Raw genomic sequence first — 17,648 nt, 5'->3', positions numbered from 1 at the left:
TGCCTAGCGTCCGGTGGAGTGGTTCAGGGCCATGTACACGTCGTCCAGGGAGGGTTCGGAGAACGCGAGCCCGGCGACGTCCACCCCGGCCTCGTCCGTGGCCCGGACGACCTTGGCCAGGTCGGTGGAGTCCATGACGGGCATCGTCAGGACCAGCCCCTCCTCCTCGTGCGCGGGCACGAGCCCGGCCCGCCGCAGCGACTCCACGGCCGGGGTCCGGTCGGCCGCGTCGCGCACGGTGACGGACACGGTCCGCCGCCCGACCTTCGCCTTCAGCTCGTCCGCCGTGCCGGACGCGATGACCCGGCCGCCGGCGAGCACGGTGATGGAGTCGGCCAAGTGGTCGGCCTCGTCCAAGTACTGGGTGGTCAGCAGGACGGTGGTGCCGTTCTCGACCAGGCGCTCGACGATGTCCCACAGCGCGCGGCGGGCCGAGGGGTCGAGGCCGGTGGTCGGCTCGTCCAGGAAGATCACGTCGGGGTCCCCGACCAGGCTGGCGGCGAGGTCGAGGCGGCGGCGCATGCCGCCCGAGTACTCCTTCGCCTTGCGCGGCGCCGCCTCCGTGAGGTTGAAGAGCTCCAGCAACTCGTCGGCCCTGTCCGCGGCCTGGGCCCGGGTCGCCCCGAGCAGCCGCGCGATCAGGATCAGGTTGGCGCGCCCGGAGAGGGTCTCGTCGACGGCCGCGTACTGGCCGGTCAGGCCGATGCGGCGGCGGATCTCGTCGGAGTCCTTGGCGACGTCCAGTCCGGCGACGCTGGCCCGGCCCGCCGTCGGGCGCGAGAGCGTGCTCAGGATGTTCACGAGGGTCGTCTTGCCCGCCCCGTTGTGGCCGAGCAGTCCGAGGACCGTGCCCTGCGGGACGCTGAGGCTGACGCCGTCCAGCGCCTTCGCGGTCCCGAACGTCTTCGTTATCTCGGAGACCTCGATCATCGTGCTTCCCATTGCTTTCCTTCGCTCGATTCCGGGAGCCCGCCACCGGTCGTCGAGCGCCTTTCAGGAATGACCGAAATGGATAACTCGGGCCGTCGCCTATGGGGCTACGGTAGCGGTGATTTCCGCCATCGAGGGGGGAGCATAAGAATCGTCGAAGTGGGATTGCGAGGCGTTATTCGCGGGTGCTACGAACGGCTTTCGGCGGCGCTCAGCCGGCCAGCGGCAGCACGGCGGTGATCCGCCAGCCGTCCGCCCCGTCAGGTCCCGCCTCCAGCGTCCCGCCGAGCGCCTCGACGCGCTCGGTCAGCCCGATCAGCCCCGTGCCGCCGCGTCGGCCCCGGTCGCCGAGCGCCCCCTGCTCGCTGAGCGAGGGCGCGCTGTTGGCCACCCGGACGGTCAGGGCGGGGGAGGGGGCGTCGTCCGGCGCCGGTACGACCGTCACCGTCACCAGCGGGGTGGTGGACGCGTGCCGCCTGATGTTGGTGAGGGCCTCCACGACCGTCCGGCAGGCGGTGGCGGCCACCTCGCGCGGCACCCGGGCCACGTGTTCGGGCGTCAGGTCGACGTCCAGGACCACCTCGGCCCTGCCGGTGCCCCGGAAGCGGTCGACGACGTCGACGATGTCGCTCAGCTGATGGGTCTGCACCCCGTCGGGGCCGCCGCCGGAGCCCGACGGCTCGCCGGTGCCGTCGAGCATCCGCACCGTACGGTCCATGGAGCCCAGTGCCTGGAGGCCGGCCGCCTCGATCTGCTGGAGCAGCGGCAGCACCTGCTGCGGCTGCGCGGCGACCACCACCTGCGCCGCCTGTGCGAGCACCACGATGCCCGAGACGTCGTGCGCCACGAAGTCGTGCAGGTCGCGCGCCAGTTGGAGGCGCTGGTTGCGGCGCGCCTCGTGCACCGAGCGGAGCCTGCGCGCCTCCAGGACGCGCAGGTAACTGCCCACCCCGGCCGCCGCGACCGCACCCAGCGCGAAGAACGCGCTCTGCGCCGCCGCCTCCAGGAGCGTCGGCGGCAGCAGGACGCGCAGCATCGCCGTCGACGCCAGCAGCCCCAGCACCGTGCCGAGCGCGAGCGCCTGGCGCGGCGGGGCGAACCTGGCGGTGATGTGGACCAGCAGCAGCAGCGCGGCGATCTCGACCAGGGTGAGCACGCCCGCCGACTGCGACTCGTCCGAGGTGCGCCCGAGCAGGGTCGCGGCGGCCGAGACGGCGGCGGCACCGGCGGCCACGGGCACCAGCCCCAGCCGCTCCCGCCAGCCGGTGAGCGCCAGCGCGGCCACGGCCGACGCCATCATGGGCAGGGCCGACTGCCATCCCGTCGAAGGCCCCGTGAGCAGTCCCGCCGCGATCGCGCAGACCGCCAGGATCCCGCACAGCACGCGCAGCGCGGGACCCTGGCGGCGACGCCACTTGTCCTTGATCATCGGGCCCAGTCTAAGCGCGGGGCCCGGTGGAATTCAGTGGTGTCCGGGAGTTCGCCGCCGATTCGGCTCATTCCCCGTCCGCCGGTTTCAGGAAAATCCCGTTCAGACTCACGTGATTCACCGGGTCGCCGTAGGCGTACTCGTACGAGTTGAGGAACTGCCCCTGCCAGAAGCCGACTTCGAATCGGTCGAAGCGGGTGTTCAGGGTCCGCAGTTCCAGCACCACGGCCGCGAAGCTCCCGGCGTGCTCGTAGCCGCGCCGGTACTGGCCCAGCCAGCCGTAGTCGAGGTCGCCCGGCTGGTTGTCCGGCACCAGGTCGGTGTCCACGGTCCCGTCGGCCGCCAGGGGTTCGCCGTACGGGGTGTAGCGGTACACGTCGCCCGACTGCCTGCCGTCGCGGTCCGCGACGAGGAACAGGTCGCCGCGCACGGTGGGGTAGTTCCACGCCGCGCGGCCCCGGTGCACCGTGCCGTCGGCGATGTGCACGACGCCGCCCGGCAGTTCGACCGTGTGGGTCAGCAGCCGCTTGTCGGCGCGCAGCACCAGGTCGTGGTCCAGGTCGCTGAGCGCGCTCTGGCCGTAGAGCAGGGTCTCGTGCCGCGTCCCCTCGGTGACGTCCCGGCGGATCAGGCTGTCGCCGAGGCCCTGGAGGTACGTGACCTCGGTGCCGCGCTCGCTGCCGCCCAGGTACCGCTCGGTGAAGTCGTAGCGCCGGGTGACCTTCACCGCGCCCTCGGTCCCCGCCGCGCCCTCGACGTACTCGGACAGGTTGCCGCTCGGCGCGTACGCGAACCCGGAGAGCGGCCGGGAGCCGGTGGCCGCCAGGATCCGGTCGTCCGCGTCGTAGCAGTAGCCGGTCACCTCCGTGCCGGACGCCGTCCGGTCGAGCAGGCGCACCCGGTTGCCGTTGGACCCGGCGCCGGGCAGCGTGCCCGCGGGGCAGTCGGCGGGCGACCGCGAGGTGAAGTCGTAGCCGTACACGTGGCCCGTGACCGCGGCCTCGACCAGCCGTCCCGCCCCGTCGTAGCGGTAGTTGGGGCGGCCCTCGCCCGGGTCCTCGCCCGCGGTGACCTCGTCGACGACCGTGCCCGACCGCGACCTGACCACCTCGCTCGCCACCTCGCGGCCGTCGGACATGCGCCACTTCTTGGCCGTGATCCGGCCCGCCGGGTCCCGGGACACCGTCAGTCCGGTGCCGTTGCCGTAGCGCACCGTCGCCAGGCCGCCCGCCGCGTCGTACCCGGCCACCGCCAGGGTCCTGCCGTCCAGCGACACCTCGGCGACCCGGCCCGCCGCGTCGTACCCGGTGCGCTTCACCTGCGTGCGGTCCGCCGCGTCCGGCGGGGTCACCCGTTCCTCGACGGCCCGGCCCGCGCGGTCGTACGCCGTCCGCGTGACCGTGCCGTGGGCGTCGGTGAACCGGACCTGGCGGCCCAGCAGGTCGACGGTCCTGGTGACCCGGTCGGTGGGCTCGGAGCCGCGCAGCGTGAGCGGGTCGCCGCCGAACGCGTAGTCGTAGTCGACCGTGCGGGCGGGCAGCGCGGGCGTCTTCGGCATCCGCATCTGGGTGGTCCTGCCGCGCGCGTCGTACGTCAGGCAGATCCAGCCGTCCGCCCCGGTGTTCTGGGCGACGGGCACCCCGCGCGCGTTGTAGACGTTCTTGTTCACCCGGCCGGGGCCGTGCGCCGGGGTCGGCAGCGTCACCGTCTTCCAGAGGCCGCGCTGGGGCGCCGGGTCGTGCTCCTCGGTGCAGGGGTTGTCGGCGCTCTCGTCGTCGCCGAAGTAACTCAGCTTCTGCTCGGCCCCGTTGGGCAGGACCTTGCCGGTCAGCCGGTTCGCGGAGTCGTACGTCGACGTGGTGCGCAGGTCCAGCCCGTCCGGGTCGACCACGTCGGCGACCGGCAGGCCCAGTCCGTCCAGCCGGACCAGGGACTTCCGCGCCGGGACCCCGTCGGAGTCCGCGCGGACCGTGGTGATGCCGTCCGGCGCGTAGGCCGTGGTGCGGGCCGGGACCCTGCCGCACCCGGCGGGCGCCGGGTCGAGCGGGCGCAGGTCGGAGCCGAAGCACCGGCGCGGCCCCGGGCCGTAGGACCCGCTCGGCATCCCCGTCGCCGGGTCGTACACCGTGGTCGACGTGCGGCCGCCCGCGTCGGTCACCGAAGCGGGCGCGCCCGTGGCCGTCCAGGTGGTGCGCACCGTGCGCCCGGTGCCGTCCGTGTCGGTGAGCAGCGTGCCGGCCGCGTCCTGCGTCGTGCGGCGCGCCCAGCCCCGCGGGGTGCTCACCCCGGCCACCGTGACCTCGGTGCGGCCCGGTGCGTAGGCGTAGTCGTGCCGGGCGCGCAGCGTGGGCACGGCGGCGTGCCCGCCGGGCTCGGGGCCGGTCACCGAGGCGGCGCGCGCCGACGCGCCCGCGTAGTCGATCCGGTACCGGACGACCTCGGTGTCGCGGCGCTCGGGGTCCACCGCGATCCAGTCCACGACCAGGGGCGTGCGGACCCCGGTCAGCCGGTGGTCGGCCGTGAAGCCGAAGTCGGTCGTCTCGTCACCGGGGTTGACGACGCGGGCCAGCTTTCCGTTCGCGTACACCAGCCGCGTGAGGCCTGCGCCGGGCACCGACACCGCGCAGACGTACCCGGCGGGGGCCGTCGCGTCGGCGCACCGCGGGCTGCCCGCGTGGAAGAACCGCAGGCCGTCGTCGGCGAGCGCCTTGAGCTGCGCGGCGCCGCCACCGGGAGCGGCGGCCCCGGCGGTACGGGTCCCAGCAGTACGGGTCCCAGCAGTACGGGTTCCGGCGGTACGGGGAAGGGCGAGCGGCGCGGGTGCGGGAACGGCACCGGCCACGGGCGCCGTGCCCGTGCCCGCGTCCGTGCCCGCGTCCGCTTCGGGCGCCGACGCGCCCGGGGTCACGCTCCAGCCCGGCGGCAGCACGGCGCCGGACGGCGTCAGCCAGGAGGGCGGCACGGGCCCGCCCGCGTCGCCCGCGCGCCGCGCCCAGAGCACGGCGCCCCCGCCGGGCGCGCTCCTGCGGTACTCGACCCGCAGCGCGTACGAACGGCCCGCCTCCAGCACGGTCTCCGGCGCGAGCGCGGGACGCGCCGCGCCGCGGGCCGGGCGCTGCCAGCGGTCCAGCACGAGCGCGCCGTCGAGCCAGATCCGCAGCCCCTCGTCGTACGTCGCGCCCAGCCGGTAGCGGCCCGTGTCGGGCACCTGGAGCCGGCCCGACCAGCGGGCGCGGAAGGCGGCGCCGGGCTCGGCGCCCGGGTAGGGGGCGGCGGCGCCCCAGGCGAAGCTCAGCTGCGGGTCGGTGCGCTCGGCCGCGGGGCGCTCGGTCCCGCCGATGCCGGTGGCCGAGTCCCCCGCGAAGTAGGCGGCCGAGAGCCCGGTGGCGCCGACCGCGCGCGAGTCGTAGCGGAAGGTCGCGCCGACGGGGCCCGCCGAGGTGTTGGTCTGCGGGGTGCTCACCGAGGCCGACACGTTGCCGGTGGCGAGGTCCACCGACACGGGGCCCAGGGAGTCGAGGGGCACGGGTCCGCCCGGCTGCGCGCCCAGCCGCAGGTCGACCGTGAAGGACCTGGCCGGGGCGTACGTGCCCGCGCGGCCCGATCCGTCACGGGTGCGGTACGTCCAGGTGTACCGCTCTTTGGTGCGCAGCGTCCCGGCGGGCGCCCGCCACGCGGGGCGGGAGGTCCAGCCGGAGGACGCCGTCCGGCCGGTCGCGGGGGAGTCCCCCGTACCGACCACGAATTCGTAGGCCGCGGCCCCCGCCGCCCGCCGCGCCGCGAGCACCGGCCGGTCGTCGGCCAGCACGGCGCCGTCGGCCGGTCCCGCGCCGGACGACCGCGCCGCGCCCAGGTCCCCCCGGTCCCCCTGGCGCACGGGTGCGAACGGCTGCCCCGGGGGGCTGGACAGCGTCCGGACAGCATGGACGGCCGCCCCGTGCGGGGCGGCCGCAATTGGTTCCGCGCCGAGCAGCGTGACGGCCACGGCCATCGAGGTGACCCCCGTCGCTGCTCGGATGCCTAAGGTACGAGCCATGCTCACTCAACACTCCTCCTGAGCGGCGTGCTCGGTCCGGCACGGCGCCCAACGGTCCTGCTCTGTACGGGAAGCGGTTCCTCTAGGGGTTCGCGGGCAGCGGTTCCTCCTCCCGCAGGGACCAGCCGTTCGCGTCGACGACGCGCAGCGCCTGTGCCACGGCGGACCGCTCCACGAGCAGTTCGACCAGGCCGCGGGGCTCGTCGTGGGAGTGCTCGATGCGCACGTCCTCGATGTTCACCCCGGCCGCGCTGACCGCCGAGAACAGCCGGGCCAGCGCCCCCGGCTGGTCCGGGATCACCACCGGCACCGGCAGGTACTCGGCAGGCCGCGTGCCCTGCTTGTGGGGCACCCTGGCGTGCCCCTGGTTGCCGCGCCTGAGCACGTCGTCCAGATCGGCCGCGGCCCGCGCGCGCTCGGCGGGCCTGCTGCTGTCCAGGGCGCGCAGCGCCGCCGTCACCCGGTTCAGGTCCGCGGCGTACGCGTCCAGGACGTCGGCCACGGCCTCCGCGTTGGCCTCCAGGATGTCGCTCCAGAGCGCGGGCTCGCCCGCCGCGATGCGGGTGATGTCCCGCAGCCCCTGGCCCGACACCCGGACCAGCTCGCTCTCCGCGTCCGCCAGCCGCGCCGCCATCAGCGAGGAGATCAGGTGCGGGGCGTGCGAGGTCAGGGCCACGGCCCGGTCGTGCGCGTCGGTGTCCATCAGGACCGGCACGGCGCCGCACAACGACACGAGTTCCAGGCCCCTGTTGAGCACCTCGCGGTCGGTCCGCGCCGACGGCGTCAGCACCCACAGGCGGCCCTCGAACAGGTCGGCGCGGGCGGCCAGCGGCCCCGAGCGCTCCCCGCCCGCGAGCGGGTGCCCGCCGATGTAGCTGGACGGGTCGCCGCCCACGGCGCGGATCTCGTCGTGCGGCCGCTCCTTGACGCTGGCGACGTCGGTGTAGGCGTGGGCCAGCCGGTTGGCCTGGGCGCGCGCGAGCACCGCGCCGATGTGCGCGGGGGGCACCGCGAGCACGGCGAGGTCGACCTTGCCCTCGGGGGCGTCCAGCGTGCCCGCCCCCACGGCCTCGGCGGCCCGCGCGGCCGTCGTGTCGGCGTCGTCGAGGTGGACCCGTACCCCCCGTCGGCTGAGCGCCAGCGCGACGGAGGTCCCGATCAGTCCCGTCCCCACCACCACGGCGGACCTCACGGCCTGCCTCCGGAGCGCAGCGCCTCGGCCCTGAGGAACGCGGCCAGCCGGCCGATGCCCCGCTCGATCTCGGGCAGGTCCAGATAGCTGACCGAGAGCCGCAGCTCCCGCTCGCCGCCCTCCTGCGGGTAGAAGTACGCCATCGGCGTCCAGACGACGCCGTACTCCCGCGCCGAGCGCAGCAGCGCCTCGTTGTCCGCGGCGAACGGGACGCGAACGGTGAGGAAGAAGCCGCCGCTGGGCGAGTTCCAGCTCAGGCCGAGCGCGCGGCGCTCCTCCTCGGGGAAGTGCCGCTCCAACTGCTCCAGGGTGACGCGCAGGGCCTCCCCGTAGTGCTTGGCGGGCACCGAGTTGAGGTCGGTGAGCCGTCCCTCGTACGCCAGCAGGGCGCCCGCGACGGCGGCCTGGCCGAGCGGCGGGGTGTTCACCGTCACCATGCTCTTGATCTTGGCGAGTTCGTCGGCGAGCAGGGTCGTCGCCCCCGACGCGTCGGTGACCCGCTGGTCGGCGACGACGAACCCGATCCTGGCCCCGGGGAAGACGCTCTTGGAGTACGAGCCGATGTGCACCACCCGGCGGTCGCGGTCCAGCGACTTGAGGGTGGGCTGCTGCGTGCCGGGGCTGACGAGCCGGTAGGGGCTGTCCTCCAGCACGAGCAGGTCGTGCCGCGCCGCCACGTCGAGCAGCTCCTCGCGGGCCCGCAGGGAGACGGTGCTGCCCGTCGGGTTCGAGTGGTCGGGCACCAGGTAGAAGGCCCTGGGCCTGCGCCCGCGCGCCTTCTCGGCGAGGACGGCGGCCTCCAGCGCGGCGCCGTCGACGCCGTCCGCGCCCTCGTCGACCGGGCCGACCGGGATGTCGAGCAGCCGGGCGGCGCCGGTGATGCCGACGTAGCAGGGGCTGGCCACCAGCAGCACGTCGGACGGGCCCGCGAACAGGGCGCGCAGCGTGAGCAGCATGGCCTCCTGCGCGCCGACCGTGACGACGATCGACTCCGGCTCCGCCTCGATGCCCTCGTCGGCCCTGAGCGAGTCGGCGATGAGGTCGCGGATGATGCCCGCGGTCGGGCCGTACTGGTACATGAGCGTGCGGATCGTGTCGGCGGACGCGCCGCGCGCGGAGAGGTGGTCCAGGTAGCGGCGGACGTGGTCGAAGATCTCTTCGGTCTCGAAGAAGTCCTCGTACGGGCGGCCGGGGGCGAAGGAGACCGCGTCGGGGAAGCGTCCCGTGATCTCGTTGAGGAAGTTCATGGTGTCCAGCACCGGGTCGCTGACGCTGGCGTGCAGCTCCTCCTTGCGCAGCCCGGCCCCGGAAACGGCCCCGGCGGCGGTGGTCGGCCGCGCGGCCGCCGGAGCGGGTCCGCGGGCCGGCGGGCGCGGCGACAGCAGGGCGTCGGCCGCCGACGCGAGGTCCGGCGTGCCCGTCAGGGCCATGGCCTCCGCCAGCTCCTCGACGACGGTGTCCAGCACGCCGGACACGCCGCGCGCGCCGGACACGGCCAGGCCGTGCAGCACCGGGCGGCCCAGCAGGACGGCGTCGGCGCCGAGCGCCAGCGCGGCCAGCACGTCCCGGCCGCGCCGCACCCCGCCGTCCAGGAGCAGCGCGCAGCCGCCGGCCACTTCGGCGGCGACGTCGGCGAGGACGTCCAGGGTGGCGGGGGCGCCGTCGAGCTGGCGGCCGCCGTGGTTGGAGACCACGATGCCGTCCACGCCCGCCGCCAGGGCGCGGCGGGCGTCGTCGGCCGTCAGGATCCCCTTGACCAGGACGGGCAGGGAGCTGACGGACCGCAGCCAGTCGACGACCGACCAGTCGAGCGCGGGGTCGAGTCCGGTGCGGCCGTGCTCGGACGGGGAGGAGTAATCGGCGTCCTCCTGGGGGAGGTTGGCCGGAACCACTCCGTCGGGCAGCCGGAAGTCGTTGCGGACGTCCCGCAGCCTGCGGCCGAGCCGGGGGGTGTCCACGGTCAGCACCAGGGCCTCGAACCCGGCCCGTTCGGCCCGCTCGACCAGCGCCCGGGTCACGGCGCGGTCCCGGAAGCAGTAGACCTGGAGCCAGAGCGGCGCGGACGTCGCCGCCGCGACGTCCTCGAAGGTGCGGCTCGCGAACGTGCTGACGACGAAGGGGAGTCCGGCGCCGTCCGCCGCGCGCGCGGTGGCGACCTCGCCCTCCGGGTGCATCAGCGTGTGGTATGCCATGGGCGCCACCCCGAGGGGCGCGGCCCAGCGCCTGCCGAGGACGGTGGCGGCGAGGTCGGGCTCGCCCGCGCCGGTCAGCACGCGGGTGCGCAGCCGCACCTCGTCGAAGGCCCGCACGTTGGCCGCGAGCGTGCGCTCGTCGCCCGCGCCGCCCTCGACGAAGTCCCAGACGGGGCCCTCGGTGGTGGCCCGTGCGCGGGCGGCGTACTCCGCGAGGGAGAGCGGCGCGCGGGGGCCGGACGGCGTCGGCTCACGGGTCACGAGGTCGCCGCCCTGGCCCGCTCGACGGCCTCGTACAGGGCCCGGATGTTGGAGCTGCCGAAGCCCTGCGCGCCGTGCCGCTGGATGAGCTCGAAGAAGAGCGTGCGCTGCGCGAAGGGCGAGCGGGTGAAGAGCTGGAGCAGGTAGCCCCACTCGTCGCGGTCGGCGAGCACGTTGGTCTTGCGGAGCTCGGCGATGCCCTCGTCGAGGTCGGTGATCCGCTCGGCGAGCACGTCGTAGTAGGTGCCGGGAGTCTGGAGGAACTCCACGCCGCGCGCCTCGAACTCCAGGACGGCGGGGACGATCTCGTCGACGAGGAACGCCAGGTGCTGGACGCCGGGGCCGCCGTTGCGGCCGAGGAACTCGTCTATCTGGCCCGGCTTCTTGGAGGCGTCGGGCTCGATCATCGTGAAGGTGATCCCGGCGGACGGGCTGCGCACCACGATGGAGTCCATGGCCTGCTCGCCGACGCTGACGTACTCGCTGGAGTACTCCTCGAAGCCGAACCCGTCGATGTAGTACCGGACGGTGTCGCGCAGGGTGCCCGCCTCCAGGCAGACGGCCATGTGGTCGAGCGCGCGCAGCTCGGGCACCTCGCCCGCCGGGGCGGCTGACCGGGCCGGGGCGATCCAGTGCCGTCCTGCGGGGAGCGCGGCGGGGGCGCCCGCGGAGCGCCGGACGAGGGTGTGGCGCACCGGGCCGAACCCGGAGACGACGGGCTCGGCCGCGGTGTCGGCCGTCAGGTCGCGGGCCCCGGCGGCGAGGGCGCCGTCACGGGCGGCGAGCGGGTCCTCGCAGGCGAAGGCGATGTCGACGATGCCGTCGCCGTGGGCCGCGAGGAAGTCGGCGGCGGCGGGCCCCGAGCTGACCACGAGCCGGTTGCTGCCCTGCTGGAGGAGCACCGAGTCCAGCCCGGCGGTGCCCGAGCGGGCCTTCTCCAGGAAGCCGAAGGCCGAGACGAAGTAGTCGGCCGTCCGCTGCTGGTCGCTGGTGTAGATCTCGATGTACTCGACGTCGTGCGCGGTCATGGTGTACCCCATCCGGTAATTGGCTGGATGTTTTCAATTGAACTCGTCAGATATGGAGCGCAAGGGTTCGCTGGAGGCAAGTGGGCAGCTTCCTGAAAATTGGGTCGGGGGAGTTCCGTTTAAGTCGCCGACGGCCATTTTTGATGGCAGGTGGCTGCCATGGTGAAAACTTTCTGCCGGGTGCTGCGGAAAGCTTCGTAGGATGTGCCGCGATAGCGGTTCCATAGTTGCCGGAAAGGAGGGTGAAATGCCTGGTGAAAGCGGATCGGGACTCGATGAGCTGCTGCCTGAGTGGCACTTCAGGGAATTGCATCGGATAGCGGTGGAGGGCGCCGAGGAGGACGTCATGCGGGCGGTGTACGAGACCACCTGGCCCGAGGCTCCGTTGGCGCGTGCGCTCATGGCGATCACCAAGGCCGACGTGTCGGCGGGGCGGCGCATCGTCCCCGATTTCCTCGGGGGGATGGGAGAGGTGATCCCGTCCGGTGGGACGGAGTTCCTCTTCGCCGGCGTGCAGTCGCCGTACGACATTCCCAGGCCGCCGGGTGCCGTGTCCGAGATCATTCGTGACTGCGGGGACCCGGGAATCCTGAAGATAGGGATGAACGTCCGCTACGCGCGGGGGACGCTCACCACCGAGACGCGCATCCTGGCCACCGACGAACGGACCAGGAAGAACTTCCTGCCGTACTGGCTCCTCATCCGGTTCGGCAGCGGTCTGACGCGGATGTCCATGCTGCGGGCGATCCGCCGCAGGGTGCGGCGGGAGAGCGGGCGCGGCTGACCCGCGCTCCGCTCAGCCCAGCCGGGCCGGGCGGAGCGCGGCCAGCCGGCCGGGCAGCCGCGCCCACGCCCCCGGCGTGTAGAAGTGGCCGCCGGGCAGCGCGTCCGCCGTCAGGCCGCCGTCGGTCAGCGCCCGCCACCGCTCCACGGCTCCGGCGTCCACGTCGTCGTCCTCGCCGTACAGCACCTGGACCGGCGTGCGCACCCGGTCGTGCGGCGCGAACCGGTAGGTGTCCACGACGCGCAGGTCGGCGCGGAACAGCTCCAGGGCGATCTGCATCATCTCGGGCTCGGCCCGCACCGCTTCGGGCAACTGCCCCGACGTCCCCATCCAGTCGAGGAGCGCGGCGTCGGTGTCGTGCACGCACGGGGTGGTGTGCGCGCCCGCCCGCACGCGGGACGGCGCCTCGGCCGCCGACGCGACCAGTGCCAGGGGCGGGGCGAACGCGCCCGCCCCCTCCACCCGCCGCGCGAGGTCGAAGGCGACCCAGGCGCCCATGCTGTGGCCGAACAGCACGTAGGGGCGCGCGGCGACGGTGCGCACCGCCGCCACGGCGTCCCCCAGCAGCTCCTCCCAGTCCCGGGCGAACGGCACGGTGAACCGCGCCTCCCTGCCCGGGTAGCAGTACAGCGCCAGCTCCACGTCGTCCGGGAGCGCGTCGGCCCAGGAGCGGAACGGCGCCGTCCCGCCCCCGCAGAAACTCAGGCACAGCAGCGTCCGGCTCGCGCGGGGCCGCGGCCTGGGTCGGATCAGTGCTCCGGACACCCGAACTCCCTTCCTGCACACGGTGGATGGCACGGCGACCGTACTAGCTGCGGCCGGTGCGCGGCCGGTGCGCGCCGGGGCCGCCAAGAATTCTTCGATGCCCGGAAGTGACCCTGGGTGCCGGTGCGTACGGGGAAGGTGACCGGCAGTGGCGGCGGCGGGCCCCCGGGGCCGGGGAACGCCCGCGACCCGCCCGTCGGCGTCGGGGGCTTGCGCACGGCGGACGGCGCCGCAACGCCTTATTCAATTCTTCTCATTGCAATCTCTCAAACGTCGGTCGGCCGAGATGGGCTGGAAACTCTTGTCGCGGAGATTCGCCGGTGCTTAAGGTCGACCGGAATTGGGCTACCGCGCCAGGAAGGGCAACTCGATGGCTAACCCGTTCGAGGACGACAACGCCGAGTACTACGTACTGGTGAACGACGAGGGTCAACACTCCGTCTGGCCCGCGTTCGCCGAGGTCCCAGCAGGCTGGAACGTGGTGCACGGCACGGCAGGCCGGCAGGAGTGCCTGGACTACGTGAACGAGAACTGGGTCGACATGCGCCCCCGCAGCCTTGCGGCGGCCATGGCCGACAGCGCCTCCTGAACCACCGTAGAAACCACCGTGGGGACCACCGCGAAAACCACGCGGAAACCACTGCGGAAACCACTGAGAACGACCGAGAAACGCCTAGGAGAAAACAATGCCAAGCACCATCACCGACGAGCGCCGCGCTGCCGTCAAGGAGATCGTCTGCGACATCCTGGAGCTTGAGGAGGACGAGGTCACCGACACCAGCCTCTTCATCGAGGACCACGGCGCCGACTCGCTCCGCGCGATCGAGATCCTCGCGTCGCTGGAGAAGGAGTTCGGCATCACCATCGAGCAGTCCGAGCTCAGCCAGATGGTCAACCTGGAGAGCGTCTACCAGGTCGTCGCGGCGGCGCCCGTCCGCTGAGCGGTTCCGAACCAGCCGTTCAGTCGGTCTGACAGGGGAGACAGCATGTCCTCAGTACGCCCCGGTAAGAGGCGAGTGGTCCTCACCGGGTTCGGAGTGATATCGAGCATCGGCATCGGGGCCGAGGAGTTCACCGCGAGCCTGCGAGCGGGCCGCAGTGGAGTCAGCCCGATCTCCGTGTTCGACGTCGAAGGCTTCGCCCACGTCAACGGGGCCGAGGTCAAGGGGTTCGAGCCCGAGCAGTGGATCTCCCGCACCCCGGTGCGGGAGTTGGGGCGGGCCAGCCGCTTCGCCGTCGCGGCGGCGCGGATGGCCGTGCAGGACGCCGGTCTGGATCCCCGGGAACTCGCCGACCGACGGGGACTGATCTCCGTCGGAACCACGGACGGCGAGTCCTTCGAACTGGATCAGCTGGTCGCCGGTGAACTCGCCGACGGTCCCGAGAACATGGACCCGGAGATCGTACGGCGGGTCTCACCGGCCCGGCTGTCCACGGCCATCGCCCAGGAGCTGGAACTCAGCGACGTCGAGGCCCCCACCATCGCGACCGCCTGCTCCGCGGGCAACTACGCGATCGGCTACGGGTACGACGCCGTCAGCTCCGGCGAGGTCGAGTACGCACTGTGCGGCGGAGCCGACGCCATGTGCCGCAAGACGTTCACCGGCTTCTACCGGCTCGGCACCATCGCGCCGGAGTTCTGCCAGCCCTTCGACGTCGACCGCAAGGGCATCCTCACCGGCGAGGGCGCGGGCGTCCTCGTCCTGGAGAGCCTGGAGTCGGCGCTGGAGCGCGGCGCCACCATCTACGCCGAGGTGCTGGGCTACGGCCTCAACTGCGACGCGTACCACCAGGTCGCGCCCAACGGCGACAGCGTCGCCCAGGTCATGGACATCGCCCTGAAGAACGCCGGGGTCAGCCCCGCCCAGGTCGACCTGATCTCCGCGCACGGCACCGGCACCAAGGCCAACGACATCACCGAGGCGGGCGCCATCCGCAAGGTGTTCCAGGAGGACACCCCGCGGACCATCTCGCTCAAGTCGATGCTCGGCCACACCATGGGCGCGGCGAGCGCGCTCGGCGCCATCGCCTGCGGCCTCGCCATCACCCACGGCTTCATCCCGCCGACCATCAACCACAACAAGACCGACCCCGAGTGCGAGATCGACTGCGTGCCCAACCACGCCGTCGACGCCGACCTGCGCGTCGTGCAGAACAACGGCCTCGCGTTCGGCGGCAACAACGCGGTCGTCATCCTCGGCAAGTACGACGCCGCGGCCGAACCGGCCCTGGACGGGGCGGCGGCATGAGCTACGCCATCACCGGCACGGGCGCCGTCGCCAGCATCGGCGCGACGCCCGGCGAGATCTTCGAGAGCCTGCGCACCGGCCGCAGCGGACTGGCGCCGCTGCGCGCCTTCCGGCGCGAGCACTTCAACGCCCAGCAGCTCTTCGAGATCGACGACCGCGCCGCCGAAGGCGTCGACGAGCCCGCCCGCGCCACCCGCTTCCTGCTGGAAGCGGTCCGGCAGGCGGCCGCCGACGCCGGACTGCCCGAGGACCTGAGCGGCATCCCGGTCCTCGTCGGCACGGGCCTGCGCGAGCTGCGCACCCTGGAACTGTGGTGGCGCGACGGCGTCCCCTTCGACGTCGACGGGCTCGACTTCGGCGCCGCGCTGCGCGAGCGGTTCGGCGCCGTCGACACCCACACCCTCGCCGGCGCCTGCTCCGCCTCGCTCTACGCCCTGGCCCTGGCCTGGGACCTGCTTGAGCAGGGCGAGGCCGACACCGTCATCGTGGCGGGCTGCGACGCGGTCACCGAGTCGATGTTCGGCCAGGCAGACCGGGTCCAGTTCGACCCGCCGCCGTCCGTGCGCCCCTTCGACGAGAACCGTCAGGGCACCATCCTCGGCGAGGGCGCGGCGGCCGTCGTGCTGAGCCGGGAGCCCGGCACGCGCCCCGTCCGCGGCTGGCTGCGGTCGGTGGCCGTCAACTGCGACGCCCACCACCAGACCGCGCCCGACGCGGCGGGCGTCGAGGCGGCCGTCCGCGAGGCGCACGAGCGCGCCGGGCTGGCCCCCGCCGACGTCGACCTGGTGGTCCTGCACGCCACCGGCACCCCACTCAACGACAAGACGGAGGCCACCGTGACCGCCAAGGTCTTCGACGGCACCCGACCAGCCCTGACCGGCATCAAGTCGCTGACCGGACACACCTCGGGCTCCGCCGGGCTGCTCAGCCTCATCGTGGCGCTCGACTCCCTGGACAGCGGCGTGGTGCCGCCGATCGCCGGCCTCACCGACCCGCTGCCCGAGGGCGCCGGGCTCAACCTCGTGGCGGGCGAGCCGCTTTCGGGCCCCCTCGGCGTCGCCCAGGTCAACAGCTTCGGCTTCGGCGGCGTCAACGCCGTTGCGATCGTGGCGGGTGCGGCATGAGCCCCGTCGCCGTCACGGGCGCGGCCGTCGCGCTCCCCGGGGCCGCCGCCCCCGCCGCGCTGCTGACCGCCCCCGACCCCTCGGCCGAGCCCGTCGACCCCGCGTCGCTGATCGGCAAGAAGGGCCTGCGGTTCAAGGACCGCGCCACCCGCGTCGGCCTCCACCTCGCGTACGCGGCGCTCCACGACGCGGGACTCCTCGACGGTACGGAACTCAAGGCCGAGGGCGCCCGGATCGGCGTGGTCGTCAGCTCCAACCTCGGCAACGCGGACACCGTCTGCAAGGCCGTGGAGACCATCGCCAAGGAGACCACCAGCGGGCTCAGCCCGATGGACACGCCCAACGCGTCCAGCAACATCATCGCCTCCGAGACCGCGATCCGCTTCGGCCTCGGCGGCCCCAACCTCACCGTCTGCAACGGCGCCACGTCCGGACTCGACGCGCTGCGCTGGGCCGCCCTGCTGCTCCGCTCGCACCGCGCCGACCACGTCCTGGTCATCGGCGTCGAGCCGGACAACGAGGTCACCCGCAGGCTCGTCGACGGACCCGTCGCCGACGGCGGCGCCGCCCTCGTGCTGTCCCGCGAGGGCACCGGCACCGCGCGCGCCCTGCTCGGCCCCGTCCTGCGCACCGCGAGCCCCGCGACCACCGTCGACGGCCTCGTCGCCGCCGCACCGGACGCGGGCCTGTGGCTCACCGCCGAGAGCGCCGAGAGCGCGCTGCTGCCCCAGGGCGCGGACGTCCGGACCCTCGACGGCTGGGGCGAACTCTCCGGCGCCCGGGGCGTCGTGCAGGCCGCCGCCGCGACCGGCTGGTTCGACGAGGGGCACCGCGCCCCCGCGTACGCGCTCATCGGCGGCACCGGACTGGCCCTGACCGCCCCGGGGCAGCCGCGATGAAACGGGTGGTGCTGCTGCACGGCCTCGGCAACAACGAGGCCATCTGGTCCGGCCTCGCCGCGCACTGGCGCTCCGACGTCGAGGTGCACGCGCCCCGGCTGCCCTGGCACAGCGAGGGCATCGCGGCGTGGCGCCACGAGACGGACTCCGCCCGGCACGTCCAGCGGGCGCTGGACGCGGTGCCCGGCGGGCCCGACCTGGTCGTGGCGCACTCCTTCAGCTCCATCCTGCTGCTGGACCTGCTCAGCCGCAGGGCGGCCGCCGCCGACCCGCTCGACGTGCCGGGGGTCGTCCTGGTCAACCCGTTCTACAAGGCGTCGGCCGACGCCTTCCACTGGGACATGATCGGGCCGACCCTGGACGACTTCCCCCGCACCATGGCCGAGTCCATCCGGCTGCGGTCGCTGCGCCGCCCCGTCGACGCCGAGCTCCTCGCCGACATGGCGCGGCGCATGACCGAGTGGATCGGCCCCTACGGCTGGCTCCGCTTCTTCGACGCCTACCTGCGCACCCCGCTGTTCCCCGTGGACCGGGTCCACACCCCGGCGCTGGTGTTCGGCGGCGGCCTCGACCGGTCCGCGCCCGTGGACCACGCCCGCGACCTCGCCGCCCTGCTGCCCAGGGGCGAGGAGCTGGTCGAGGACGGGTGCGGCCACTTCCCCATGCTCGAAATGCCCGGCCGGTTCGTCGGTGCGGTGCACGCCTTTCTCGACCGAGTCCCCGACCGGGTCGGCCCGACGGCCGGTCTCTAGAACCCGA

The 17,648-nt window shown here is 73.7% G+C and carries 14 protein-coding genes; 7 read left to right on the top strand and 7 right to left on the bottom strand.

Features of this window, described 5'->3' with window-relative positions:
- Positions 1–3: 3 nt before the first annotated feature.
- The 6 genes from ACIBNE_RS19520 to hppD form a co-directional block, all read right to left on the bottom strand.
- Entirely contained in the window at positions 4–942 is a 939-nt protein-coding gene (locus tag ACIBNE_RS19520) for an ATP-binding cassette domain-containing protein (protein ID WP_399273123.1), read from the bottom strand.
- A gap of 199 nt (positions 943–1,141) precedes the next feature.
- Positions 1,142–2,359 carry a sensor histidine kinase gene (locus ACIBNE_RS19515; protein ID WP_399273121.1) on the bottom strand — a complete coding sequence of 406 codons (1,218 nt, stop codon included), beginning with the start codon at positions 2,357–2,359 and terminating at the stop codon, positions 1,142–1,144.
- 67 nt (positions 2,360–2,426) lie between these two features.
- On the bottom strand, positions 2,427–6,395 hold the full coding sequence (locus ACIBNE_RS19510) for a PA14 domain-containing protein (protein WP_399273120.1): 3,969 nt from the start codon (positions 6,393–6,395) through the stop codon (positions 2,427–2,429).
- 82 nt (positions 6,396–6,477) lie between these two features.
- Positions 6,478–7,587, bottom strand: a complete 1,110-nt coding sequence (locus ACIBNE_RS19505; protein ID WP_399273119.1) for a prephenate dehydrogenase — start codon at positions 7,585–7,587, stop codon at positions 6,478–6,480.
- Positions 7,584–10,040: an aminotransferase class I/II-fold pyridoxal phosphate-dependent enzyme gene (locus ACIBNE_RS19500; RefSeq protein WP_399273117.1), complete on the bottom strand. Its 2,457-nt coding sequence runs from the start codon at positions 10,038–10,040 to the stop codon at positions 7,584–7,586. The genes ACIBNE_RS19505 and ACIBNE_RS19500 overlap by 4 nt, the downstream gene beginning before the upstream one ends.
- On the bottom strand, positions 10,037–11,068 hold the full coding sequence (gene hppD / locus ACIBNE_RS19495) for a 4-hydroxyphenylpyruvate dioxygenase (RefSeq protein WP_399273116.1): 1,032 nt from the start codon (positions 11,066–11,068) through the stop codon (positions 10,037–10,039). The genes ACIBNE_RS19500 and hppD overlap by 4 nt, the downstream gene beginning before the upstream one ends.
- 247 nt (positions 11,069–11,315) lie before the next feature.
- Between hppD and ACIBNE_RS19490 the strand changes: the two genes are divergently transcribed.
- Complete coding sequence (locus ACIBNE_RS19490) at positions 11,316–11,852, top strand: hypothetical protein (protein WP_399273114.1); 537 nt, start codon at positions 11,316–11,318, stop codon at positions 11,850–11,852.
- Between the two features lie 12 nt (positions 11,853–11,864).
- Here ACIBNE_RS19490 and ACIBNE_RS19485 read toward each other — a convergent pair whose 3' ends face one another.
- Complete coding sequence (locus ACIBNE_RS19485; RefSeq protein ID WP_399273113.1) at positions 11,865–12,617, bottom strand: thioesterase II family protein; 753 nt, start codon at positions 12,615–12,617, stop codon at positions 11,865–11,867.
- Positions 12,618–12,987: 370 nt separating this feature from the next.
- Here ACIBNE_RS19485 and ACIBNE_RS19480 point away from each other — a divergent pair, with 370 nt between their 5' ends.
- The 6 genes from ACIBNE_RS19480 (at position 12,988) to ACIBNE_RS19455 (ending at position 17,641) form a co-directional block, all read left to right on the top strand.
- On the top strand, positions 12,988–13,206 hold the full coding sequence (locus ACIBNE_RS19480; protein WP_399273111.1) for an MbtH family protein: 219 nt from the start codon (positions 12,988–12,990) through the stop codon (positions 13,204–13,206).
- A gap of 97 nt (positions 13,207–13,303) precedes the next feature.
- A complete protein-coding gene (locus tag ACIBNE_RS19475; protein WP_399273110.1) occupies positions 13,304–13,558 on the top strand; it encodes an acyl carrier protein in 255 nt (84 codons plus the stop codon).
- A gap of 45 nt (positions 13,559–13,603) precedes the next feature.
- Positions 13,604–14,866 carry a beta-ketoacyl-[acyl-carrier-protein] synthase family protein gene (locus tag ACIBNE_RS19470; protein ID WP_399273108.1) on the top strand — a complete coding sequence of 421 codons (1,263 nt, stop codon included), beginning with the start codon at positions 13,604–13,606 and terminating at the stop codon, positions 14,864–14,866.
- Complete coding sequence (locus ACIBNE_RS19465) at positions 14,863–15,990, top strand: beta-ketoacyl synthase N-terminal-like domain-containing protein (protein ID WP_399273105.1); 1,128 nt, start codon at positions 14,863–14,865, stop codon at positions 15,988–15,990. Before ACIBNE_RS19470 ends, ACIBNE_RS19465 begins: the two co-directional genes overlap by 4 nt.
- A complete protein-coding gene (locus ACIBNE_RS19460) occupies positions 15,987–16,889 on the top strand; it encodes a beta-ketoacyl synthase N-terminal-like domain-containing protein (protein ID WP_399273103.1) in 903 nt (300 codons plus the stop codon). Before ACIBNE_RS19465 ends, ACIBNE_RS19460 begins: the two co-directional genes overlap by 4 nt.
- Entirely contained in the window at positions 16,886–17,641 is a 756-nt protein-coding gene (locus ACIBNE_RS19455) for an alpha/beta fold hydrolase (RefSeq protein ID WP_399273101.1), read from the top strand. Before ACIBNE_RS19460 ends, ACIBNE_RS19455 begins: the two co-directional genes overlap by 4 nt.
- Positions 17,642–17,648: the final 7 nt, after the last annotated feature.

Source organism: Streptomyces sp. NPDC050504, assembly GCF_044458065.1.
Lineage (GTDB): Bacteria > Actinomycetota > Actinomycetes > Streptomycetales > Streptomycetaceae > Streptomyces.
The sequence above is the reverse complement of the archived record's forward strand: the minus strand, read 5'-3'. Positions and strand labels throughout refer to the sequence as shown.

Coding starts and splice junctions, on each gene's coding strand:
- ACIBNE_RS19465 (WP_399273105.1), top strand. CDS start 14,863: ATGAGCTACGCCATCACCGGCACGGGCGCCGTCGCCAGCATCGGCGCG.
- ACIBNE_RS19460 (WP_399273103.1), top strand. CDS start 15,987: ATGAGCCCCGTCGCCGTCACGGGCGCGGCCGTCGCGCTCCCCGGGGCC.
- hppD (WP_399273116.1), bottom strand. CDS start 11,068: ATGACCGCGCACGACGTCGAGTACATCGAGATCTACACCAGCGACCAG.
- ACIBNE_RS19470 (WP_399273108.1), top strand. CDS start 13,604: ATGTCCTCAGTACGCCCCGGTAAGAGGCGAGTGGTCCTCACCGGGTTC.
- ACIBNE_RS19520 (WP_399273123.1), bottom strand. CDS start 942: ATGGGAAGCACGATGATCGAGGTCTCCGAGATAACGAAGACGTTCGGG.
- ACIBNE_RS19475 (WP_399273110.1), top strand. CDS start 13,304: ATGCCAAGCACCATCACCGACGAGCGCCGCGCTGCCGTCAAGGAGATC.
- ACIBNE_RS19455 (WP_399273101.1), top strand. CDS start 16,886: ATGAAACGGGTGGTGCTGCTGCACGGCCTCGGCAACAACGAGGCCATC.
- ACIBNE_RS19515 (WP_399273121.1), bottom strand. CDS start 2,359: ATGATCAAGGACAAGTGGCGTCGCCGCCAGGGTCCCGCGCTGCGCGTG.
- ACIBNE_RS19510 (WP_399273120.1), bottom strand. CDS start 6,395: ATGGCTCGTACCTTAGGCATCCGAGCAGCGACGGGGGTCACCTCGATG.
- ACIBNE_RS19480 (WP_399273111.1), top strand. CDS start 12,988: ATGGCTAACCCGTTCGAGGACGACAACGCCGAGTACTACGTACTGGTG.
- ACIBNE_RS19490 (WP_399273114.1), top strand. CDS start 11,316: ATGCCTGGTGAAAGCGGATCGGGACTCGATGAGCTGCTGCCTGAGTGG.